The sequence below is a fragment of the Candidatus Leptofilum sp. genome (assembly GCF_965223525.1).
GTDB lineage: Bacteria > Chloroflexota > Anaerolineae > Promineifilales > Promineifilaceae > Leptofilum.
In genome coordinates this window covers 338,682-361,720 of record NZ_CBDCWX010000004.1, presented here as the reverse complement: position 1 = coordinate 361,720, position 23,039 = coordinate 338,682, and the positions used below count along the sequence as shown (strand labels likewise).

The 23,039-nt window shown below is 52.2% G+C and carries 22 protein-coding genes, 1 tRNA gene, 1 other RNA gene and 1 pseudogene; 10 read left to right on the top strand and 15 right to left on the bottom strand.

Annotated elements, in window-relative coordinates:
- The first annotated feature begins 406 nt into the window (after positions 1–406).
- Positions 407–2,335, top strand: coding sequence for a protein O-mannosyl-transferase family (locus ACOQPM_RS01780; protein ID WP_420627506.1), 1,929 nt, complete (start codon positions 407–409; stop codon positions 2,333–2,335).
- Positions 2,336–2,397: 62 nt separating this feature from the next.
- On the opposite strand, the gene trhA is transcribed toward ACOQPM_RS01780, so the two are convergent.
- Positions 2,398–3,069 (bottom strand): PAQR family membrane homeostasis protein TrhA, encoded by a 672-nt coding sequence (gene trhA / locus ACOQPM_RS01775; protein WP_420627505.1) that lies wholly within the window; start codon positions 3,067–3,069, stop codon positions 2,398–2,400.
- A gap of 129 nt (positions 3,070–3,198) precedes the next feature.
- Here trhA and cyoE point away from each other — a divergent pair, with 129 nt between their 5' ends.
- The 5 genes from cyoE to ACOQPM_RS01750 all read left to right on the top strand — a co-directional run bounded on the left by cyoE (position 3,199) and on the right by ACOQPM_RS01750 (position 6,774).
- A complete protein-coding gene (gene cyoE, locus ACOQPM_RS01770) occupies positions 3,199–4,140 on the top strand; it encodes a heme o synthase (RefSeq protein ID WP_420627504.1) in 942 nt (313 codons plus the stop codon).
- A 13-nt stretch (positions 4,141–4,153) separates the two neighbouring features.
- Positions 4,154–4,393: a glutaredoxin family protein gene (locus ACOQPM_RS01765; RefSeq protein WP_420627503.1), complete on the top strand. Its 240-nt coding sequence runs from the start codon at positions 4,154–4,156 to the stop codon at positions 4,391–4,393.
- 106 nt (positions 4,394–4,499) lie between these two features.
- Positions 4,500–4,690, top strand: a non-coding RNA gene (ssrS, locus tag ACOQPM_RS01760) — 6S RNA.
- 168 nt (positions 4,691–4,858) lie between these two features.
- On the top strand, positions 4,859–5,716 hold the full coding sequence (locus ACOQPM_RS01755) for an MBL fold metallo-hydrolase (protein WP_420627502.1): 858 nt from the start codon (positions 4,859–4,861) through the stop codon (positions 5,714–5,716).
- Positions 5,713–6,774, top strand: a complete 1,062-nt coding sequence (locus ACOQPM_RS01750; protein WP_420627501.1) for a hypothetical protein — start codon at positions 5,713–5,715, stop codon at positions 6,772–6,774. Before ACOQPM_RS01755 ends, ACOQPM_RS01750 begins: the two co-directional genes overlap by 4 nt.
- Positions 6,775–6,974: 200 nt before the next feature.
- On the opposite strand, the gene ACOQPM_RS01745 is transcribed toward ACOQPM_RS01750, so the two are convergent.
- The 9 genes from ACOQPM_RS01745 to ACOQPM_RS01705 all read right to left on the bottom strand — a co-directional run bounded on the left by ACOQPM_RS01745 (position 6,975) and on the right by ACOQPM_RS01705 (position 16,622).
- Positions 6,975–7,862, bottom strand: a complete 888-nt coding sequence (locus ACOQPM_RS01745; protein ID WP_420627500.1) for a diacylglycerol/lipid kinase family protein — start codon at positions 7,860–7,862, stop codon at positions 6,975–6,977.
- Positions 7,852–8,580 (bottom strand): glycerophosphodiester phosphodiesterase, encoded by a 729-nt coding sequence (locus tag ACOQPM_RS01740; RefSeq protein WP_420627499.1) that lies wholly within the window; start codon positions 8,578–8,580, stop codon positions 7,852–7,854. Before ACOQPM_RS01740 ends, ACOQPM_RS01745 begins: the two co-directional genes overlap by 11 nt.
- A 3-nt stretch (positions 8,581–8,583) precedes the next feature.
- The gene (locus ACOQPM_RS01735) at positions 8,584–9,894 is read right to left on the bottom strand and encodes an ATP-binding protein (protein ID WP_420627498.1); all 1,311 of its coding nucleotides are present in this window, start codon (positions 9,892–9,894) and stop codon (positions 8,584–8,586) included.
- Positions 9,895–9,984: 90 nt separating this feature from the next.
- Positions 9,985–11,400 carry a pyruvate kinase gene (gene pyk, locus ACOQPM_RS01730; protein WP_420627497.1) on the bottom strand — a complete coding sequence of 472 codons (1,416 nt, stop codon included), beginning with the start codon at positions 11,398–11,400 and terminating at the stop codon, positions 9,985–9,987.
- 143 nt (positions 11,401–11,543) lie between these two features.
- Positions 11,544–11,882, bottom strand: coding sequence for a hypothetical protein (locus tag ACOQPM_RS01725; protein WP_420627496.1), 339 nt, complete (start codon positions 11,880–11,882; stop codon positions 11,544–11,546).
- 95 nt (positions 11,883–11,977) lie between these two features.
- The gene (gene lipA / locus ACOQPM_RS01720; protein ID WP_420627495.1) at positions 11,978–12,889 is read right to left on the bottom strand and encodes a lipoyl synthase; all 912 of its coding nucleotides are present in this window, start codon (positions 12,887–12,889) and stop codon (positions 11,978–11,980) included.
- On the bottom strand, positions 12,871–13,575 hold the full coding sequence (gene lipB, locus ACOQPM_RS01715; protein WP_420627494.1) for a lipoyl(octanoyl) transferase LipB: 705 nt from the start codon (positions 13,573–13,575) through the stop codon (positions 12,871–12,873). The genes lipA and lipB overlap by 19 nt, the downstream gene beginning before the upstream one ends.
- A 20-nt stretch (positions 13,576–13,595) precedes the next feature.
- On the bottom strand, positions 13,596–14,933 hold the full coding sequence (locus ACOQPM_RS01710) for a CpXC domain-containing protein (protein ID WP_420627493.1): 1,338 nt from the start codon (positions 14,931–14,933) through the stop codon (positions 13,596–13,598).
- 90 nt (positions 14,934–15,023) lie between these two features.
- Positions 15,024–16,622, bottom strand: coding sequence for an ATP-binding protein (locus ACOQPM_RS01705; protein WP_420627492.1), 1,599 nt, complete (start codon positions 16,620–16,622; stop codon positions 15,024–15,026).
- A 220-nt stretch (positions 16,623–16,842) separates the two neighbouring features.
- Between ACOQPM_RS01705 and ACOQPM_RS01700 the strand changes: the two genes are divergently transcribed.
- Entirely contained in the window at positions 16,843–18,432 is a 1,590-nt protein-coding gene (locus tag ACOQPM_RS01700; protein WP_420627491.1) for a GNAT family N-acetyltransferase, read from the top strand.
- Positions 18,433–18,506: 74 nt separating this feature from the next.
- Here ACOQPM_RS01700 and ACOQPM_RS01695 read toward each other — a convergent pair whose 3' ends face one another.
- Positions 18,507–19,568, bottom strand: coding sequence for a hypothetical protein (locus tag ACOQPM_RS01695; protein WP_420627490.1), 1,062 nt, complete (start codon positions 19,566–19,568; stop codon positions 18,507–18,509).
- A 19-nt stretch (positions 19,569–19,587) separates the two neighbouring features.
- Here ACOQPM_RS01695 and ACOQPM_RS01690 point away from each other — a divergent pair, with 19 nt between their 5' ends.
- Positions 19,588–19,908, top strand: coding sequence for a hypothetical protein (locus ACOQPM_RS01690; protein WP_420627489.1), 321 nt, complete (start codon positions 19,588–19,590; stop codon positions 19,906–19,908).
- Here the strand turns inward: ACOQPM_RS01690 and ACOQPM_RS01685 are convergent.
- Positions 19,874–19,958: transfer RNA gene (locus ACOQPM_RS01685), tRNA-Leu, on the bottom strand. The genes ACOQPM_RS01690 and ACOQPM_RS01685 overlap by 35 nt on opposite strands.
- A gap of 60 nt (positions 19,959–20,018) precedes the next feature.
- Here ACOQPM_RS01685 and ACOQPM_RS01680 point away from each other — a divergent pair.
- Positions 20,019–20,456, top strand: coding sequence for a cyclic nucleotide-binding domain-containing protein (locus ACOQPM_RS01680; protein WP_420627488.1), 438 nt, complete (start codon positions 20,019–20,021; stop codon positions 20,454–20,456).
- Positions 20,457–20,479: 23 nt separating this feature from the next.
- Positions 20,480–20,704, top strand: coding sequence for a hypothetical protein (locus tag ACOQPM_RS01675; protein ID WP_420627487.1), 225 nt, complete (start codon positions 20,480–20,482; stop codon positions 20,702–20,704).
- Between the two features lie 25 nt (positions 20,705–20,729).
- On the opposite strand, the gene ACOQPM_RS01670 is transcribed toward ACOQPM_RS01675, so the two are convergent.
- From ACOQPM_RS01670 to ACOQPM_RS01660, 3 genes and pseudogenes are all read right to left on the bottom strand, one after another.
- The gene (locus ACOQPM_RS01670; protein ID WP_420628244.1) at positions 20,730–21,155 is read right to left on the bottom strand and encodes a ribonuclease H family protein; all 426 of its coding nucleotides are present in this window, start codon (positions 21,153–21,155) and stop codon (positions 20,730–20,732) included.
- 36 nt (positions 21,156–21,191) lie between these two features.
- Positions 21,192–21,623, bottom strand: a pseudogene (gene rnhA, locus ACOQPM_RS01665) (ribonuclease HI); the annotation flags it as partial.
- 2 nt (positions 21,624–21,625) lie between these two features.
- On the bottom strand, positions 21,626–23,026 hold the full coding sequence (locus tag ACOQPM_RS01660) for an FAD-dependent oxidoreductase (protein ID WP_420627486.1): 1,401 nt from the start codon (positions 23,024–23,026) through the stop codon (positions 21,626–21,628).
- Positions 23,027–23,039 lie beyond the last annotated feature (13 nt).

Sequence of the window (23,039 nt, the reverse complement as noted above, 5' to 3'; positions counted from 1 at the left end):
AGCACGGCTCATCACTATGTCAAGTTAATATTATCCTATGTCAAGTTAACTGGGTGGTGCAAAGTGGCCATTTGGAGCCACAAATTTCGCGGAATTTTGCTGATTAGCTCCAGCGGCGTGGAAAGAATCCGCGGCGACTATCGCTTCCATAGGATGGTAGAGCTACTTCAGGAGAGCTGTAAGAAACGGCCGTTACTATCCCCAACGTAGAGAGCCAAAAATAAGAGTACAGCTGAAGTTATGGTTAGTTGGCTCCCTGGACGAAGAGCAATCTTGCGGTCAAAAGGGTTAAACCAATGCCAAGCTAAAAGTCATAGAAAGGCTCTCTACTTACGGAATTATTCAGCCACCAGTCACAAGCTGGTGGTTTTTTTGTCTTCTGGCGAGGGTAAACGATAATTGCGCTATGCTACGCTGTCTGCCCACTTTTGCCACCCTGCGCCAACGATTCCCCAGGCTTGCATTGCCTCTGGCAGTGCTTTTAGTCGTAGCGGCCGTTTGGCTAACCACCATGCCCACTCAAATTGCCATCGCCAACGATCCACTGCCCGACCCCACGGGCGAATTCAGCGGCATCTTGCAGCTCATGGACGATTCTGGCGAGTTTGTCATCGCCTGGCACACGTGGGGCGTTACGCACGCCCCCGGCTACCCACTGCTCAGCTTGATGGCCAATGTGGGCGTTCGTCTACTTGATCCGTTTAAGCTGTACCCAATAGTGGCGGCAAATTTGCTCTCATTTTTGTTTGCGGTGGGGGCGTTTGTATTGATGAGTTGGCCTTTTGCGCGGCTGGATAGGTCTGGAACGGCCGTTGCTGCCGCATTTTTATTGCCTGCCTTTGGCATTTTGGTCTGGCTGTATGCTGTGGTAGCAGAAGCATATGCGTTTGGGCTGCTGCTGGCCTTCGGCTCGTTAAGTCTTGCCTGGTCATTGGGGCAAGCACCCACACGGCGCAAGCTGCTGCTGCTGGGGCTGCTCTTTGGGCTGGCAGTGGGGCATCATCGCACGCTGCTGTTTTTGGCTCCGGCGCTGCTGCTGGCCGCCTGGCCTGCTCGCAACCTGGGCTGGCGGAACTGGATTGAGGCTGGATTCCTGTCCGCCGTCTCTTTACTCATTTACCTCTACCTGCCGGTAGTTGCCTGGGCGGGATCGCCGTGGGTGTACGGCCGTTCTCCTACCACTTGGGCAGGCTTTACGGATGCTTTTTTGGCGCGTGAATACAGTGCGCGGCTGGCACCGCCAACCAGCTTGCCGGAAATTGTTGCCGCTTTGAACGGCCGTCTGCGCTTTTTGGCTCAAGAAATGAGCAGTTGGGGCTTAGGGGTAGGCCTGCTGGGCTTTCCACTCGGCTTGCTGCACCGCAAAACTCGACGGTTGACATTGGTGCTGCTGCTAGCCTTCGCAGGTTACTGGCTGGCCCCTGTCAGCCAGGGGCTGCTCATTCGCTCCTACATGATGATTTTGGTCGCTAGCCTTACGCTGGCCGCGGCTTGGGGAGTGGGTTTGGTGGCCATGGGACAGCGGCAGCAATGGCTACCTGCGCTCGGTCTACTACTCACTATCGGCATTGCCGCCAATAATCTTGCCACGCACCGTGATTACGTTTTGTTTCACACCAAAGACGAAATGGGGCAAGCGATTTTAGAAGATGCCGCTCGTTTGCCGGGGGAATCACCTGTCGTTGGGGAGGTTTGGGGGCCGCGTTTCTTTCCGTTGGCCTACGGCAAGCTGGTCACTGGCGAACTAGCACACATGCAACTTGTTGACCTGCGCGCCGATTTAAGTGGGCTGCCCACCCCGCCGCCAGCGGAGATTTTTGTCAACCAATCGGTACTTTACGCCGTGCCGGTAAGTGTGTGGCAAGAGGCGTTTGGCACGGCCGTTGCCATAAGCAGCCAGGGAAATGAGCTAATCGCTATCCGAAGTGCGCCTGAGGTTGTGCCAATTGCCACTCAGCCTTTGGTGGCTTCTGAAGAGATTCAATTGGTGGCGGGAACGGCCGTTCTCAACCCAAACCAAACTCTGAGCGTGCAGCTAACCTGGCAGGCTCTCCAAATTCCAACGACCGGTTACAGTATCTTTGTCCACGTTACCGATCAACCTCGAATTACCGGCTCCGACGATTTGATTGTTCAAGGAGATCGCACCCATCCCGTACACGGCTTCTACCCCACCACCCACTGGAAACCGGGCGAATTGGTGCAAGATAACTATCTAATTTCGTTGCCAGAGGAACGCACACCGCAAAAGGTCTTTGTGGGTCTGTACACCGTCGCTGCAGATGGTACCTTTACCAACCACCTCGTTCATGAACTCCCTACTAGTTCGGATTAGCAGAACGAAGACTTAAGCTGATTTTTAGATTGCTCTGCGTAAATCCACCTCCAATTTTGGCTTCAAGTTGCTGCTGGGACGACATGCCAACGTATGAACAAAAAGTGACACAGGCTGCCCCCAAGTACGAACAGATGCCAGATTTCGTGATGACCAAACACGCTCGGCCAGGGATCGGGCCATTGGCGGTAGTAAACCAAAAAGCCAACCGAGTAGATTAGCCCGCCTAATAACAACAGCAGCAAACCGCCCGGCGGCAGCCAGTGAGCCACGTTGCCTGCCAGTATCAGCGGCACCACCCCGCCCCAGCTTACAATGAGGTAAATTGAGGCATTCATAAAGCCGTGAATCTTCTTGCTGAACAGTTTGTAGGTCATGCCCACAACGGCCGTTCCCCACACCACAATCAAAACTGGCCAACGCCAGCCGTTGGGGAAAAATGTGTAAACAATCGGGGTGTACGTCCCAGCAATCACCAGAAAAATGGCCATGTGGTCTAGTCGGTTTAGAAATCGGTGCAGTCGGGGACGGGGCTTCACACCATGCAGCAGCGTGCTAGATAAAAACATCGCCGTCATGCTAAGGCCGTACACTAGCACAACCATCACGACTGGCCATCTTCCCCAAACCAGCCACACCAGCCAAGCAGTGCCAACCAAAGAAGCAAAAACGCCCAAGAGATGGGTTAGGGTGCTGGCCGGTTCATACAAATGATGGTGTAACCAGTTGTACATAGAGATAATTTAACGGCCGTTCACCACATCTGCAAATCATGAACAAATCTCGCCCTGCCAGTTTGTGCCCCCTTGTGAATATTGCTACAATTGCCGCTGAAGTAAACAAACACCTCATCCGGAGACCGAATGTCACTTTCTGACACAAGCCAAAAAAGTAGCCTAAACAGCTCCTCGGCAACGGCCGTTTCATCCACATGGCGCAGCAAATTAAGGCTCATTGTGGTGCTGTTTAAGCTTCGCATCGTCTTTTTGCTGCTAATGGCAGCAACGGGCGGCGCATTTTTGGCGGCGAGCGGCTGGCCAGGGCTGGGCAATTTGCTGCTGCTTTGGCTCACGGGCGGCATGGCGGCGGCGGGGGCCTCTGCCCTCAACCAATATTGGGAGCGAGACTCTGATGGACAAATGGGACGGACCGAAAAACGGCCGTTAGTCACCGGAGAAATTACAAACCCCAACTGGATACCATATGTAGGCATTGGGCTGATTTTGTTGCCATCGCTGGCGGTGTTGCCCTTTAACCCAGCACTTACCTTCTTTTTGCTGCTGGGGGCCGTCATTTATGTGTGTATCTACACCATCTGGCTCAAGCCGCGCACATTGCTCAACATTGTCATTGGGGGTGCGGCAGGCAGTGCGGCCGTACTCAGCGGCAGTGCGGCCGTAGGCAACTGGAACGACACGGGCGCGTTGGTACTGTCTCTACTGCTATTTCTATGGACGCCGTTCCACTTTTGGAGCCTGGCTCTACTTTACCGTAATGAGTATGCACGCTCAGACGTGCCCATGCTGCCGGTACACACCACGCCGCGCCAGGCCGCCTGGTGGGTGATGTCGCACACCCTGCCAACCGGGTTGGGCGGCTTGCTGCTGGTGCTGCTGCCCTCACTGGGCTGGGTGTATCTCATTCCAGTCGCCTGGGTAACCTTTGATCTTTTCCAGCGCAACACACGCCTCATTCGCAACCCATCCGCTCCAAACGCCAAAGCATTGTTCATGTCGTCCAACATTTATTTACTGGTGCTGCTACTAGCCATTTGCGCGGGCACGGTAGCTGCTTCAGCTTCATAGGTAGCATAACCCCTTGATCACCATTACATTATTCACGAAAGCGGGCTGCGGCCTATGTAATGAAGTCAAGGACAACTTAGAACTTCTCAGGACCAGTTTCCCCCACCAACTGCTAGAAGTGGACATCTCTGAAGATGATGGCCTGTTTCAAAAATATCGCTACACCATTCCTGTCGTGCATATTGGGGAAATTGAGCTAGCTGCGCCAATAACGGCCGTGCAGCTCAGAACCGCCCTACAAGATCACGTCTAACGCTGCTGATCTGACCAGGATATTCTCACCTTTCCCGCCAGCCGCATGCCGTTTTGTGAAGCCTTGAACAACCTTGTCATCACTTTGTGACTGTGTTAGTATCTCGTGAACCCTGCTGTGTGCGTGATGAGCTTGCCAGTGTTGAGCCAACGCTTCACAAATGGGGGTCGAAAATACGCTGAGGGGATGTAGTAGCTCACGGCTTCGGCCGTCCGGCCAGGCAGATACTCGCGACAAGGCTCCCACCTGCATATGCAGGTTCAAACAACGGGGCTCACACGGCATGGCGGGGCTACTTGGCAAGCACCCTTGATCTACATCAGGGGTCTTTTTATGTAACACACAAGTAACTATTCATATCCCTTGAGCGAAACCCGCAGGGTTTGGTAAATTAAGAACGATGCGATTCGAGGCAAAACTCTTCGGGTCTGTATAGTTATACTCAGAAAAGGATTTAGCAGCTTTATGGTGCGTGAGCGAATTGCTGACGACATCTATGTATTTACAAGTCAGTCGTATGCCCAGGTAACAGCGGGTGCCATTCTTACCAAAGAAGGCGTCATTTTAATTGACACGCTGTATTTTCCGGAAGAAACCAAAGCAATTAAAGAGTTTCTGGAAGACAGGCAAGGCTTGAAGATTCGGTATGTCATCAACACCCACTACCATGCAGACCATACCCAAGGAACTTACCTCTTTCCTGAAGCCCAAATTGTAAGCCACGCCATGTGTCGTCAACTTCTGGACGGGGTAGGTCGTACGGGATTGGCAGAAGCCCAGGCACAAAACCCGGAATTGGAAGAGGTTTCCATCATTTTGCCAGAGCTGGTGTTTCGGGACGGTGTTTTGAACCTTTACCTAGGCGGTAAAACGGTGCAGTTGCACCACATGCCAGGGCATAGCATGGATCTCGCTGGGGTTTACATAACTAACAACCAAATTTTGTTTGCCTCCGACAATTCCATGCCAGTACCTACTATTTTTGATGGCAGCTACTTTGCCCTGGTTGATTCTATGCACAAAATGTTGGCTCTGGAACCAGACACAATTGTACAAGGACATGGTGAGGTGATTTTGCGGGGTGAGGTGCAGTCGGTCATCCAAAATGACTTGGATTATCTAGCCAAGATCAAGGATGAGGTTTCGGCCGTTTTGCAAAGCAACCAATCCCCCGACGTTTTGGACGCAATTGACATTGAAAGCTGCGGCAAGTCGCGCATTCCACTGAACGGGCTTGTTGCTGATTTGCACCGGGCCAATTTGTACCGTTTGTATGAGGAGCTTCAGGAGGAAACGGCCGTGCCTGAAGGTGGTGCGGCGTGAAGCATGCTAGGCACCTCATGGGTGCCTTAGCAACCAAATTCGTCCTTCTGATATTTTTTCTGGCAAGTACCGTTTCCCTCACGAGTTGCCAAACTGATTTCCAATTTCTAACCGCCAGCGAGCCGTTGCCAACGCTGGTTCCTACGCTGGAAATCTTGCCCAATCCACCCACACCGCAACTAGCTCCCACCCTAATTATTGAGACAGCAACACCAACGAGTACGAGTACGGCCGTTCCCCCCACCCTCACCCCAACCAACACCGCCACGCCTACCCAGACCCCAACCGCTAGTTACCAACTCACACTCGATGCCGCCCAGCCACAGGGCTACTTGAGCCAATTTCGGTTGGTCGCTTTTTACGGTAGCCCCACCGGGCCAGGGCTGGGCATTTTGGGCGAACTCCCTCGCCAGCAGATGCACCAACGGCTTCTAGCCACCATTGCTGAATATGAGCCATTCTCTGACCGACCCATTTTGCCCACCTACCACCTGGTTACCACGGTGGCTAACCCACACCCACCCTACTACTATCATCGAGTAGATTTGGAATTGATTGAGCGTTGGGTTGAAGAGGCGAAGGCATTGGAAACGGCCGTTATCCTCGACATTCAACCGGGGCGCGGCAATATCATGGCCGAATTTGAACGCCTGGAACATTTACTATACGAACCGCATGTTCATTTTGCCATAGACCCGGAATTTGTAATGAACAGTTGGCAAGTGCCACTCGTAAACGTTGGGCAGCTACACGCCGCGGAAATTAATGAAATTCAGGCACGGATGAATGACATCGGGGCAGAAATTAGGCTAAACCGGGTGCTCATTTTGCACCAGTTCAAACCCTCCATGCTGCCAGACAAAACGCTAATTGAAGATTTTCCCTACGTAGAAATCGTGATTGACAGTGACGGTGTGGGGCCAGCGGCAGCCAAAATTCGCAACTACACCACCTACGCCACGGAACCCGCTTTTGAGTTTGGCGGCTTCAAGCTCTTCCCCACTGACGGTGACTACCCTGTGCTAACCCCCGCGGAAGTGATGAATTTAGAGCCTTAGCCCGTTCTCATAATCTATCAATGATCTTTTGCCGCGGATTTCGCAAATTTTTGTCTCTCAAGTCTCTGTGCGCTCTGTGGCAAACTCTAAGTACGATCAAAAAAGAAACGAGGAGTGAGCATTCTCAAATGCGAACGGGCTCGGTCAAGACGCATCTGAGGATGCTTTCTCCTCATCAGATAAAACATTTTTGTTTGTACTTAGCTTTGCAGCAAGGTCAATTTGCCGGGAAGAATCTTATATTCAATCTGCGTAGCAGCTTCGGCGATGATTTCGCCGTCGGCGTGGATGGGGGTGCCGGGGCTGCTACTGATGCTAATGTGGCGAGTACGGCCGTACACCACCTGTGGATGATCAATGTGTGTCTTGCGGAACAGCTTCACCAAAATGGAGAGTACCGTCAGCTTTGGCACTTCTGGCGCAAAGACAAAATCAAACAAGCCATCATCAACGGTCGCATTCGGTGCCATGTAAAAGCCCCCAGTGCGTGGCCCGTTGCACACCGAGAGCAAATAAGTGGGGCCATCATGCCCGCCATCATCCCAGCGCACTTGCATACGCCACGCCTTCAGCTTGACCAGCCCTTTTAACAAGGCCACCACGTAACGCAATTCGCCAGACAGCCGCTTCATCCGAATATTTTCCAGCGTAATCATCGGCTCCATTGCCACGGCACAGTTGTTGATGAAAAAGTGATTGTTGATGCGCCCGGCGTCAATTTGGCGCGTTTGGCCTCGCGCAATGATTTGTACCGCCTGAGTCAAATCACGCGGCAGGCCTACCATGTCGCTAAAATCGTTGGCCGTGCCAATGGGCAAGATACCAAAGGGAACCGTCGGGCCATCTCCAGCAGCGCGCAGCAGCCCGTTAGCAACCTCACTGAGTGTGCCGTCCCCTCCGGCAGCAACCACGGCATCGTACCTAGCGGAAACGGCCGTTTCTGCCAACCCAATCGCCTCTTGCGGTTTTTCCGTCTGGACAATCTCAGGCGTCAGATTAGCCGCAGCAAACGCCGCCTGAATGTCATTCAAACGCGCACCAGCCTGCCAGCGGTTGGCGTAGGGATTCAAAATCACCTTAACTTTCATGACCGAATAACGCTTCCCGAATCAATTTCGGCTTATTGGTAATGATGCCATGAACACCCAACTCAGCCAGCCGCTGCGCCTCGGTTGGATCATCCACCGTCCACACGTTCACGCCCCAGCCATTCTGTTGCGCCCAGGCCATGTAATTGGCATTCACCATTTTGTAATATGGATGCACAGCCTGAACCGGAATGAGCGAATGCTTGAATTTGAAGCCAGATTTGTAGCTGAGATGTGCCACCCAGGTAGAGTGGGTCAGGTGGCGGCGAGCGTAGCGCACGGCTAGCGGATTAAAGGAAGAAACGACCGTCTGCCGTGCCATGTTATGCGCCTCAATGCGCTCAGCAACGGCCGTTGCCAAACCTGTGTCTCGCCAAGCGGCCGTTTTCAATTCCACATTGTATAAAAAATTGGGGCCGAGCGTCACAAAAACCTCGTCTAGTGTGGGAACGGGCTGGCCTTGCCCGGCATCGAATGTTTGTAGTTCCGCAACCGCAAAATCTTGCACCCGGCCGCGGCCGTCTGTGGTTCGATCTAGCTTGCCATCATGAATGACAACGGGCCAACCATCGGCTGAAAGCTGCACATCCAGCTCAATGCCATCCGCCCCCTGCGCTTGCGCCAGTACAAATGCTGCCAGCGTATTTTCTGGTGCTTCTGCACTGGCTCCCCGATGACCAATGATGAACGGCCGTTTCCCAGAAGACCAATCCGGCATCGCCTAAAGCTGCACAAAATAAGAGTCAGCCGCCTGATCAAGCAGCTCTTTGGTCAGCACCGGCTTCACACCCAAATAATCGGCAATGTCCAGCAGTTGATCCAAAATATCGCGGGGATGGTTGGCCCGCAGCTTCTGGTTTCGCTTGATGTAATACTCTTGCAGCAGATAGCGGACGCCTTGCTCATCATACTCAATGCGGCGGCGTTCACAGACACGCTTAAAGATTTCCCGGTAGCCGTCAAATGTTGGTGATGTGACCTCAATCTTGTGCCGAATGCGGCGCAAGAACGCCTCATCTACCAAATCGCGCGGCGGCAAGTTGGTTGAAAAGACAATCAGCACCTCAAATGGCACTTCCACCTTGCGCCCCGTGTGCAGTGCCAAAAAGTCAATCTGCTTCTCCATCGGCACAATCCAGCGATTCAGCAAATCGCGCGGCCGTACCTGCTGCCGTCCAAAGTCATCAATCAGAAACATGCCGCCGTTGGCCTTCATTTGGAAGGGGGCTTCATAATATTTATTGGTAGGGTCATAAATCAACTCTAGACCATCCAGCGTCAGCTCGCCACCCACCATAATCACAGGCCGCTTAATGCGAACCCAACGCGCATCCCCCCGGCGTGGTCCAAGTTGGCCAGTGACCATTTTGCGCTCCACGTCCGGCACGGCCACATGGTTAATCTCATCATACACTTTGATGATTTGGCCATCCACTTCTACCGCATATGGAATGTACATATCGTTGGTGAGAATCATACGGCCGATGCTTTCCGCAATGGTTGTTTTACCGTTTCCAGGAGGGCCATAGAGGAAAATAGATTTACCAGAGTTGGCCGCAGGCCCAATCTTGCCAAAAACCGTGTCCTCCAATACCAAATGAGACAATGATTGCTGCATCATCTTAGGATTTACTCGCAGGCGGTTGCCGCCCTGCGCTTTAATGGCCGCCACGTAATTGTCCCACGGCACTGGGGCTGCACCTACGTAAGTGGTGCGCTCTAGCTGCTCACGGGCACGCTCCGCCCCTTTGCTAGTAATAGAATATTGGTACGTAGCTGCCCCTAGCCCGCCAGAGCCTTTCACCTCGCACATCTGCTCCCGCTTCAAAAAATCCATAATGGTGCTTACTACAGTAGCAAAGGGAAGGTGCATATATTCGGCAATGTCATGCCCGGTCAACTGACCCCGAAAATACATAATTTTTAGGGCTAAATCTTGCAAAAAGCCTTGGGTCAATCCCGTATCTTCAATGCCTTTTATTGCTGGTGGCTCCCAATCCAATACCTGCGGCCCTATTCCTGCTGTACTCATGTAATCTTCTCCATAAAATCCCTTCAACTGACGAAAACGAATGGATGCTTATTGTAAAACGCCTAAGTTAAATTCACAAGACGAGTTCAGTTATTGAGTCATTTCGTGTACCTGGATCAGGTTGGTTTGACCTGCAAGGCCAAAGGGAACGCCAGCCGTAATGACGAGCTTGTCGCCTGGATTTAAATTGTAACGCGACATAGCAGCGGCCGTTTCTGCCAGCATGCCATCTGTATGCGAAAAATCATCAACCAGCACGCATTCAACGCCCCAAACCAACGCCAATTTTCGCTGGGTTTTGGCCAGTGGCGAAACCGCCATTACTGGCGTGGGTGGTCGGTGCCGCGCAATTTGCCCGGCCGTATAGCCAGACATAGTCGCACTCACAATGGCGCGGGCGTTAATTTGCTCGGCAATATCGCAGCAGGCAGCGCTGATCGCCTCTGCTACATTCTGGGATTCAGCAACTTCTGCCTGCCGCCGATTGCGCCAATCGGTGTACGGGAAAGCACCCTCAATAATTTCGCTAATTTGTCGCATCATCAACACCGATTCCACAGGGAAGTTCCCCGAAGCGGTTTCGCCAGAGAGCATAACGGCATCGGTGCCATCCAGAATGGCATTGGCCACATCGCTGGCTTCTGCGCGGGTGGGGCGCGGATGCTCCACCATAGATTGCAACATCTGCGTCGCAGTGATCACTGGCTTGCCAACGTCATTACAGGCGCGAATGATGCGCTTTTGCAACAACGGCACTTCCTGTGGCTGTACCTCAATGCCTAAATCACCACGAGCTACCATCATGCCATCCGCTGCTTCACGAATATCCAGCAGGTGATCGATTGCCTCGCTTTTTTCAATTTTGGCGATGATGGGAATGTTGGCATTTTCGGCCTTCATTAAATCGCGGAGTTCCTGAATGTCTGCGGCCGTTCGCACAAACGAAAGCGCCACAAAATCCAGTTCCAGAGCGCAAACCAACTTTAAATCTTCCTTATCTTTTTCGGTAATGCTGGAAATTGGCAAATCGGTGCCGGGCGCGTTGACACCCTTGCGCGATTCTAACAACCCTGCGACAGTGGTAATGCAGCGCAAGGCATCCCCAACTTTCTCAGCAACGGTAAATTCCACTTCGCCATCACCGATGACCAGACGAGCCCCTGGTTCAAGCACCTCCATGAGGTCTGGATGGGGCATATGGATCATGGCGGGCTGACCACGATGTGGCGTGAGAACAACCTCTTCCCCAAGGGAGAGCTGAATACCGCCCGTCTTGACATGTCCAAGGCGAATCTTGGGGCCTTGCAAGTCACCTAGAATACCCAGAACTTTGTTTTCGCTCTCTGCAACTTCGCGCAGAATTTTGACTGTTTTTGTGTGCTGTTCATGGTTGCCGTGTGAGAAGTTGATGCGCGCTACGGTCATACCGGCGGCAATCATGCGGCGAACGGTTTCTGGGTTATTGGAAGCGGGGCCAATAGTAGCGACGATCTTTGTTCGAGCCATAAATAGTCCTTAGATAGCGTTGTCAGATGTTTACTTGGGTAATGTTATCCCATGCAGAAAACCCTTTCAACTCATAATAGTTTTGCAATTGAACAAAGAAACTTAACGGCCGTTCTTTTCACAAAAATCATTTGCATACTCTACTAAACATCCTGGCATGGGTGCCAAAAATAAAGCCCCCTGCCATTATATTCACCCATAAGCTCCGTATAGGTCCATAAATATTCGCCAAACCTTGTAGCCCGAATCTTAAAATCAGACTGGGTAATCATGTTTCTTTTATGAAGCGTAATTTCAACATACTTCCCAGACATCTGCCACTCCCCTGAGTCAGTTAAGCGGGAAGCCCCTCCACTATCAATAATTGTGCTTTGCTGCTCAAATCTGCCATCTTCAGAAAAATCCCATCTTAAGAACGGATAAGGAAGTGAGGAACACCATTGTTGACTCGCCAAATGTTCTCTAGATACTGATCCCATCATCAAAAATATTAGGGTCACCACGGAAAACAGAAAAACGACAATCCATCCCCTTCGCTTGCGAAGCCAGGGTAAAACAGTCCTTTGCATATTACCAATTACTGCTTACCAAGCAGCATCTCAACTTGCTCATGGGCGCGGTAGCTGCTGCGAACCAGGGGGCCGCTTTCTACCCAGCGGAAGCCCATTTCCAGGCCAATTCGTTTGAGTTCGGCAAATTCTTCTGGCGTGTAATAGCGCTCAATCGGCCAATGTTTGCGGGTAGGCTGCAAATATTGGCCAATGGTGAGAATGTCTACGTGCCAATCGCGTAAATCTCGTAGGGTGGCCAGCAGTTCATTCCAGGTTTCACCCAAACCAACCATGATGCCGCTTTTGGTAAGCAAATCTGGAGCCATTTCTTTGGCGTTGGTGAGGGTCGCCTGCGCCCACTCGTACCGATCTTGGGGTTGAATGGTGCGGAAGAGCCGCTGCACAGTTTCTACGTTGTGATTGAGAATTTCCGGGCGGGCGTCCATGACGGTTTGCAGCGCGTCGCGGCTGCCTTTGAAGTCAGGAATGAGCACTTCGATGGAGCAGTCAAGCTGCACTTCGCGGATTCGGTTGATGCAAGCGGCAAAGATGGGCGCACCGCCGTCCGGGCGCTCATCCCGGTTGACGGAGGTTATGACGACGTGTTTGAGGTTCATGGCGCGGACCGCTTGGGCGACGCGCTCTGGTTCGACCCAATCCATCGGCAACGGCCGTCCCGTTTTCACATCGCAAAAAGCACAGCTACGGGTGCAGGTGTCGCCCATGATGAGGAAGGTAGCGGTACGGGAACCCCAGCATTCACCAATATTGGGGCAGCGGGCTTCTTCGCAAACGGTGTGCAGCGATTTTTGGCGCATCAACTCTTTGAGGAAATGGTAATTGTCGTTGGTATCGTGGATTTGGCGGACTTTGATCCAGGACGGCCGTCTTTTCGGCCTGGGAGCTTCACTGATTGAATCTAATGGTATGCGAGACATGACTCTCCTAGTTGTGCGTGAACCTGAAAAACGTTGGCAAAAGCGGTTATGAGATGAGGTAAAACATCTGAGATGGTCGTGGGACGAGGCAGCAATTGTGCCAAACTCATCACGCCATGATCACGAATGCCGCAGGGGATGATATTGTCAAAATAGGTGAGGTCGGGATTGACGTTGAGGGCGAAGCCGTGGCTGGTGATGCCTTCTTTTTGTATACGAACCCCAACTGCGGCCAGCTTATCCCAACCGCTACTTGTTTCAACCCAAACGCCGCGATGCCCCTCAAGCCGCTGGGCCTCAACACCAAAATGGGCCACCGTTTGGATAAGTACCTCTTCCAAATCGGTGATGTAGCGACGCACGATGCCCAAGCCGGGCCGGTTATAAATGCGCTTGAGGGGAAGGATGGGATACCCTACCAATTGGCCTGGGCCGTGATAGGTAATATCGCCGCCCCGATCCACTTGGTAAAAGGCAATTCTTTCTGTTTTAAGTTGGTCTTCACTGAGAAGGAGGTTTTGTAAACGGCCGTTCCGTCCCAAAGTGTATGTGTGCGGATGTTCCAACAGCAGCAATTTGCCTTCAACTTCTGGTTTGGCAGTGCGCTCGGCAATAAGTTCTTTCTGCCACTCCCACGCTACCAGATAATCCAGGCACCCCACCCATTGAACATCAACGATTTGCATGATTTGCTCTTATTATCGAACTAAAGCCGCGCCTGAATCAAAGTCTTGACGGATTGGAGACGGCCGTTCAAATCCTCCTGCCCCTGCTCGCCAGCCTGCTCCATTACCTGGTCAATCAATTTGAGCAAATCATCAGAAACATAATCTGCATTTTCATCCAGAAGCTGGATCTGTTCTTCTGGCGATTCAGAGCGCACAAGCTGGTTTAGAAGCTGCACATGCGGTGGCAATGTGCGCTCCATTTGAGCGTAAATGAGGCCATGAATCTCGTTAAGTGCCTGGAATTGCGGCATATCTTCTTTTTGCTCTGCCTCGTTCATGCGAGCCACCAAAACCGACATGAAGGCCTCGTCCACTTTTTCAGCATTTTCCACGAGTGCTTGCTCTTTGTTGGGTGCGGCCAAAATGGTATCCAGGGTGGTCATCGCTTCCTGTAGCATATTTTTGGATTGCTCCTGCATCCCCTCGTACAGTTTCAGCAGATCTGAGCGCATTGCCGTGAGGCGAGAGGCAGATTTTAGATCACTCTCTTTTTCGGCTTTTTCGATTTCGGCCGTAAGGTGGCTGAAAAACTCATATTGCAATGCGCCTTGCCCGGCCATCACCAGCGCATCTACTACGTGGGGCTGCTCCTGGTTGGCCACAACGTGCTTTGCCAGCATGGCGGGCGTGAGGCCATCCTGCTGCTTGGCCTCGCGGCTCAGTTTGTGTAGGGCCATTTGTTGCTGCTCCATGCGTTGCCCAACGGCCGTTTCCGTCATCAATCGGGCGCGCAAATTGGTCAGCTTCACCATCTGCTGGTTATCCTGTAACTGGGAGGCCATATCTACAAATTGTTGCAGCATGGCAAAAAAGGTCTCGTCAATTTCATCGGCACGCTCTTGTAGCAGCACATCCTGCACATCTTTGTCGGCCGTGATCAGCGTTTGCAGCAGCTCCGACTGCTTCTTTTGCCGGGCAATCATTTCTGGCGTGATGCCCTCGGTTTCCAGTACTTTTTCCATAAATGTTTGCCAATTCAGCATGAGTTGCGGCTGAAACATGTAGGCGCGGCGCTCTTCAGGCGGCATCTCATCCATCACCTGTTTGGTGAGTTGGCCAATCATCTGCTCCCGCTGCATCTGGTTCAGATTTAGCTCGGCCGGTACGTGTACCATAAACATTTCGTGGTCGGCATCGTGGAACAGCATCAGGGTTGCCATTTGGCCACCTGCGCCACATTGTGGACAGACGGCTACGTTGAGCTGGCCGTTGAGTAACTGCTGTTTCAAGTGAGGTGTCCGTTTGGAATCAACAACCTGATGAACTTCGGCCGTATAGGGCGTGCCGCACTGCGGGCACGTAAGTTGCGTGTGCATAATTGCTCCTAAGTTTTAGTTGTTAGTTTGTTAGTGGCTAGTTTGTGAGTTGCTCGCTTTAGAACTAGCCACCAGCCACTATTTACTAGCTTAATTTCTTGGTAAGGAAAAGGTGAAGGTTGTGCCGGGGCCATCGGGGTTTTTGTGGAACCAGATACGGCCGTCATGCGCCTCGATAATTGCTTTGCAGAGGAACAAACCAAGCCCAGTGCCTTCTGTTTTGCGGCTCAGGGCATTGTCCAGCCGCGAAAATTTTTGAAAAATACGATGCTGCTCATGATCCGGAATGCCAATGCCGCCGTCCCGCACCGAAACGGTGACGTGTTGTGGATGCACCTTCCCCCGAATCATAATCTCGCCACCATCGGGCGAATATTTGATGGCGTTGCTGATAAGATTATTCATCACCTGCCCCAGCCGCCGCTCATCGCCCCAGATTGGCGGGAAATCGTCGGCAAATTGCACAATAATTTCATGCTTCTCAGACTGACTGCCAAATTTACGTGCTGTGTTTTCAACCACGCGGTTAAGCTGAAGGTCTTCGCTCACTTCCAGATTAAAAGTACCTGCCTGCAAGCGTGAGACTTCCAGCAAGCTATCTATCAGGTCTGTCAGATTGTCTGCCTCTTCTTCGATGACGGCAAGCGAATCCTGCATAACTTCTGGCGACCAGTTGGCATCCTGCCGCCGCAGCGTGCCTGCGTATCCTTTGATGATGGATACCGGCGTTTTTAACTCATGGCTGACGACTGAGATGAACGTTTTTTGCAATGCTTCTTCTTCGCGGTAGCGGGTCAGGTCACGCACATTGGCAATGATGTCGGTCATACGGCCGTCTCCATCCATCAGCGGCGCGTAAGTAATACCCAAACTCACCCTCTTGCCGTCGGCCGTTTCCAGATTCTCATCGAACGGCCGTTGCAAATCCCCCTCTACATACAAATGCGCTGCCCCCGGCAGCGGCCAGCCGTTGGTCAACGCCTCATGCAAATCCATCTCCGACTTGAGCGACAGCCATTGGAAGATTTCTTCATGCGGCCGCCCAATCACCTCTTCTGGCAACCGCCCCACCATCCGGCTAAGCGCCTTGTTAAAATCTGTAATCCGCAGCGACTGATCCAAAATCATCACCCCGTCTGCGTTTTGCTGGATAATGGCATCCAAACGCTGCTTCTCTTTATTCACCTGCTCATACAAACGCGCGTTTTTCACGGCGATGGCCGCCTGCTCGGCAAAGCTACCCAACAGGGAAGCCGCATCTTTAGGCAAATGGTACGGCGTGCCAGAGAGGAACACATAAATCAGGCCAATCGTCTCGCCACCGCTGACCATGGGCAAACGCACCATCTGCGTAAAGCCCAAATTGGAACGATGCGCCACCAACTGCAGCCGACGGGTTAGCTCCGCTTCCTGCTCACCAGCATCCACCTGCGGAATATCCCGCAACAGTGGGGCAAAATGATCCACCAGCGGAGCCGGAATGCCGTAAACGGCCGCAACGCGAACGCTGTTATCCAGTTCCGGGTGATGCAGGGCAATCATGCCCGCTTTTCCGGCCACCAAATCCACCGCCGCCCGCAAAATAATGCGAAAAACATCATGCAGATCCAATTCGGCCGTGACCGCCCGCGAAATTGCCAGCAAATATTCTCTTTGCAGGATGCGAACATCCACTAAACCATGTGCCATCGGGTCACTCTTCCATTCACAACACCTGGCATTACACCAAGCGACAATTTTAACATAGGTAACGGCCAACAGACAGGCCAAACGGGAGCCAATCTAACACATCGGCATTATAGTTGCGTAAAAACAATCAAAACGAATCAATCTTCGAGAAAAGTTGCCACATTTCCCTAAAAATTCGTATCATGTGCAACGTCTTGGTTATCTCACAAGGAAAAGGTTTATGGCAGTCTCAGTAAACGTCCGCCCCGTAACAGAAGCTGATCTCCCCGCCGTGCGCGACCTGTTCTACCGTAGCTACGGCGAAGAATACCCCTACAAAGAGTTTTACAATGACGAATGGCTCAAACGCTCCATTTACCAGGATAGCTATCTCTTTTTGCTGGCCGAACTGGCGGGGCAAGTCGTGGGCACGGCCTCAGTTTATTTTGAGGTGGGAGCCTATGCCGATTTGTGTGGCGAATTCGGCCGTTTGGCCGTAGACCCCAACTATCGCGGACGCGGCGTTGGCAGTGCGCTCATGGAAGCCCGCCTGGCCTTTGCCGAGCGCAGGCTCCACTTTGGCCTCACAGAATGCCGCACCGCCCACCCGTACGCCCAACGCATCTCAGAAAAGTTCGATTTACGGCCGATTGGCTTTTTGCCCCAAAAGGTACTGCTGGATGACCGCGAAAGCCTGGTAATGATGGCCAAACCATTTGGCCCAGCCCGCGAGCTGCGTTGCAACAACCCCCGCGTCATCCCCGAAGCCTTTTTGCTGGGACAGCTGGCTCTGCAAAACACAGGCTTCCGCAGCGATCTCATCGCCGTAGACGATGCAGATGGCTACCCCATTGGCAAAGATTTTCAAGTTGAAGAGCTAACCGAATCTGGCTTGCCCTACCTGCTGCGGATTGAGCGGGGGCGACTGTCGCGGCGGCATGTGTTTGGTAATTTGCAGCTCAGTTACGGTCTCTTCTTGCTAGAATCTCGCAACGTGCGCTACTTGGTGGCTCGTGAAGATGAGCGCATTGTGGGGGCCATTGGCTTCACAGTAGACCCCATCGGCCACAGCATCAAAATTTTGGAACTGATTGATTTGCGAGATGACGTCGCTGGCTTTTTGCTTAAAGAGCTAGACGCCTGGGCCAAAGAAATTTACAAAGCTGAGTACATCGAGATTACCGTGTCGGCATATTGGCCAGAAATTCAGCGCACGTTGAGCAATTTGGGCTTTGTTCCTGTTGCTTACTGTCCATCCTTTGTTTTTCACGAGGTGGAGCGGTTAGACACGCTGAAAATGGCAAAGCTGTACGTGCCGCTAAACATTGACCAAGCACAGCTAACGCCCGCCAGTAGAGAAATTTTCGAACTGGTGCGGGCCGGTTTTGAAGAAAAGCGCCTAGGTATTTCGGTGAATGAAACAACGCGCCACATGGCCATTTTTGAGGGGCTGGAGGAAGGCGAACTGAGCAAAATTGCCGGCCTGTGTTCTGTGATGCAAAAAGGTGCAGGGGACATTGTGCTGCAAGCTGGGGAAACGGGGGATGTGTTTTACATGTTGATGGAGGGGGAGATGGATATTTTGTCGCCAGATGGGTCACATTCGGTGGGCAAGGTGACGGCCGGGGACTTTTTGGGTGAGATTGCCCTGGTGAGCCGCCAACCGTACACGGCTACGGCCGTTGCTGCTACAGATGTTCAGCTCGTCGCCCTAAAGTACCAGGATTTTGAAAATCTCATCAACCGGTACCCGCGCATCGGGTTGCAAGTAATGCGAAACATCGCCATTTCGGTGGGGGAGAAGCTGCGGCTGTTGAATTTGAAGAATTAATGTAACTTCTACAAATTAGCAAAAAACGGCTGTTTCCAGTGGAAACGGCCGTTCAAAATTGCCAAATTACTCAGTTACTGCACACTCTTCGGGTCAATGCCAGCAGCTTTCAATGCTTTGTTGTAAGCCGACTTCGCCTTTGAGTTAGCAATCCGTGCCTGGCGCTTGTCATCTGGACTCATATCATCCGTAATCTCGATGAGCTCTGGCTTGGGAATGTTAGCAGCAGCAGCAGCGGGTTCCGCAGCCGGGGCTGGAGCCACAGCAGGCGCAGCGGCAGGAGCGGGAGTGGCAGCAGCCACAGGAGCCCCGCCGGGCAACACCACCTTGCCATCCACAATTTCAACTTGCTTTGGGTCAACGCCAGCCGCTTTCAGTGCCTTGTTGAAGGCCGATTTTGCTTTAGAGTTGGCAATGCGTGCCTTCCGCTTCTCATCTGGGCTCATATCATCGGTCATTTCAATAAGCTGCGGAGGTTCGATATTGACAGATTGTGCCGCAGCAGGCTCCGGTGTCTCAGCAGCAACGGGCGCACCGGCAACAGGAGCCGCAGCAGCCGGAACACCTGCGGCTTTAGCCGCCTTCATCGCCGCCGACTTGGCTTTGGAGTTAGCAATACGTGCCTTCCGCTTTTCATCCGGCGGCATATCGTCGGTAATTTCAATGACAGGATAATCTTTGCCGGGAATCAGCTTGATTTTGCCAGCGGGGGCAGCACCAGCAGCCACCGGAGCCGCGGCTGGCGCAGCAACGGCCGTAACTGCTCCCGTCCTGGCCCCGTCCCAACCGTGGTGCATGGCAATGCGAACGGCCGTTAACGGATCTTCATCCAGAGCCTCACCAGCAGTACGCAAATTAGATGCGCCCAGGCGACCAATCCGCATATTGGCACCGCGCGGTAGGCTAGCAGCCTTTCGTGCCGCTTCTAAACGTGCTTGCTTTAGCATCTCTTCCGGCGAAGCGTCTACTTTAACTTCATGGCCAAAGGTGATTGTTGGATTCAATCCCTTGTCCATGTTTTCCACCTCTTCCTTGGTTTGCTCAACCACCTGAGAAAAGTTGGAACTTCCCCACGCAATAAGACCACCAAACAAAATGGGCAACAAAATAACGCCAACAGCTATCAAAAAAATCATATGAAACCCTCTACCAGTATTGGCAAACTTTAGTGATTTGGCAGTGAGCCAAGCTAGCAAAGAATTATACCGTTTGTGCGGATTTTCTCAAAGGCATTTATTTAAGGATCAGCACGGAATAGTTGACGAGAGTGACAACATCTGCCAAAATGAGGGCAATGAGCACACACCGGGTTTGTTACGTGGTCAGGAGTTTGAGCGGTTTGGACAACGGCCGTTCCCGTCCAGCAAGTTTCCCTTTGAACAAAATATTTTCAAACAAAATAAAAACAGCCCGAACAGAAATGTTCAAGCTGTTGAATTCATGCCGAAGGTGGGAGTCGAACCCACACGAGCGTAATGCTCACTACGCCCTGAACGTAGCGCGTCTGCCTATTTCGCCACTTCGGCCCAGTAGAGCGGTAGTTTATCAACGATTTAGTAAATGTCAATATTTCGCTGGAGGCATTCATGTCAATTGCTAATTTACTCAAACGGGTTCAACTGTTTGCCAATTTGGAAGCAGATGAGCTAGAACAATTAGCCGCCATTTGTCAGGAAAAATCGTTTGGTGCTGGTGAGATTATCATCACTCAAAACACAACTGGGAAAGAAATGTATATTGTGGCTGCTGGTTCTGCAGAAGTGTTTATTCAGGGGGTAAACGATGCACGAAGCCTAGTTGTTTTGGGCAAAGGGCAGGTAATTGGCGAGATGGCCCTCATTGATCAAGGCTATCGGTCTGCCTCTGTGCGTACCACGCGGGAAGGCGCAACGCTTTACCTAATTGAAAGCGAAGCATTTTATCAATTGTGCGAAGCCAACAACCATATTGGCTTTATTGTCATGCGGAATTTGGCAATAGACATTGCCTTTAAGTTGCGACATCGTAACCTGGCAGAGTTATAATCTGTTCTAAGGAGCATAAGGCGATGAATGAAGAAGTCTTTTACAAAGTGAGTTACGTTGTTGCCGGGAGTGACCATCCAGGGGCAATTATCAATATGGATACGCGGCCAGAAGAAGGGGAAGAGGTCATGTTTGACGGCCGTATTTTTGAGATTCTAGAAGTGATGGAGCTCATGCCGCCCGTGGGTAATTTTGGCTTCCTCCACGCCACCTGCCGCTACGTCCGCGACGCCAACGGCGATGACTAACCGATAACTGATTACTGAATATTGCTCACACAACCTGAACCGCATTCACGGCTAGCTTCCCCGCCTCCTCCAACCCGGCCAAATCCTTCCCCTTGGCATTGATCCAGCGAATGGCGTAATTTTCCGTCAGCTTGTCTAGCGCTTGCCACAAATCTGAGTTCGCCACGGGCTGCTCGCCCCCTTTTTTCATCCAGTTGCGCTTGCGCCAATTGCGAATCCACTGCGTAATGCCCTGGTACAAATAATCTGACGTGGTAAAAACCTGCACCTCGCTGCCCGGTGGCAGCAGCAGCAGCCCCTCGATAGCGGCCGTAATTTCCATGCGGTTGTTGGTTGTTTTTGGCTCAGAGCCGCTAGCCTGCTCTGTCTCATCCCCCTCTTCTAAAACAACGCCCCACCCACCTGGCCCTGGATTCCCTTTGCAAGAAGAACGCAAATAGAGGCGCGGCACGTTTGGATCTATCACGTCGTCTGGCGTAATTTCCAACCGAGCAGCGCGGGCTAGTTTATCTACCCGCTCGTTGTATTGGTTGCCAGAATGCCCTTTGACCCAATGCCACTCAATTTGGTGGGTTTTTACCAGTGGCCACAGCGTTTGCCACAAATCTGCATTCTGAATTGGCTTCCCTTTCTTTTGCCAATTGTTGGCCGCCCACCCCTCAATCCACTCGGTGATGCCCTTGCGTAAATATTCGGAATCGGTGTAGAAGTTAATGGCACACGGCCGTTTCAAAGCCTCTAATGCCCGAATCGCTGCCGTCAACTCCATCCGGTTGTTGGTAGCCTCTGGGTCATTGCCTGTGAGAACTTTTTCATGCGCCCCAAAACGCAGGATAGCCGCCCAGCCCCCAATGCCAGGATTCGGGTCTGAGCCACCATCGCTATAAATAATTACTTTTTCTTCGGGCGTATCGGTCAAAACTATACTTTCCCCAACGCCTTGAGCATCTCTTCCACTTCTGTGAATTTAACACGGGGGCGACCTTGCGCTTCGCCTGCGGCCAACTCCAGTTCGTCCAGCTTCAACCAATCTTCGTAAGAAACAAAGTTGGGCTTGCGAGATTGCACCAGATTGGCGGCAGCATCTAGCCCAGGCTGTGCGGGATTGAGTGTTTTACCCCCAGCGAGATCGGCTAACATACATTCGGCCGTTTCAGCCGCATCTGGTTTGTTGGTGCCAATCACCCCGCTGGGGCCACGCTTAATCCAGCCCGCCGTGTATTCACCCAGCACTGGCTCATTGCTTTCTTCATCAAGCACGCGTCCCTTCTCATTCAAAATAACCCCCCAGCGCTCGTGGAATGGCACACCAGGAATGGGCACGCCCCGGTAGCCAATAGAGCGGAAAACCAACCCCACCGGAATCTCCTCAAACTGGTCGGTGGCACGCGGACGAAGCGTGCCACCCTCTGTTTGATACAGCTCATTCTTCACGAGGCGCATTCCAGCCACTTCGCCAGCTTCATTCCCACTTAGCTCAGTGGGAGAAACCAAGAAGCGAATGGTCAATTTCTTGGACTTGCCAGATGGCGCTCGCTGGGACAGTTCTTTAATAATTTCAATATTCCGCATCGTGCCACGATCAGCGTCAGCCAGAGAAGCTTGGCTAAGCGGATCCAATTCCGCCTCTTCAGGCAATACACAGGCATCCGCACCAGCCATCTCGCCTAACTCTTTGGCCTCTGGCGGGGTAAAGGCAGCCTGCGCCGGGCCGCGCCGCCCCAGCATAACCACCTCTTTCACATTGCTATTGACCAACTGTTCCATAGCGTAATCGGCAATGTCTGTCTCCATCAATTCTTCATGGGTGCGGCATAAAATGCGGGCCACGTCCACAGCCACATTCCCAATGCCAATGACGGCTACGCGCTCCTGCGACAAATCAAATTCATAATCCCGAAAATCAGGGTGGCCGTTGTACCAGGCCACAAATTCAGTCGCTGGGTGGCTGTTCTTCAAATCAATTCCAGGGATATTGAGATAGCGATCTGTTTGGGCACCGGTTGAATACACAATTTGATGATAATGATTGCGTAAATCTTCTACAGACACATCGGTGCCTAACTCAACGTTGCCAAAAAAGCGAAATTGTGGCTTTTTGGCCAGTCGGTCAAACACTTTTGTAACAGATTTGATTTTCAGATGATCCGGGGCGACGCCGTTGCGAACCAGGCCAAATGGTGTGGGCAACCGATCGTACATATCAACTGTAATGTGTAAACTTTTATCTTTAAATAGGCGTTCGGCGGTATAAAAACCGGCCGGACCCGCCCCTACAATAGCGACACGCAGTGGGTTCGTCTCGCTGCCAATCTGAGACATTGTAACGCTCCTG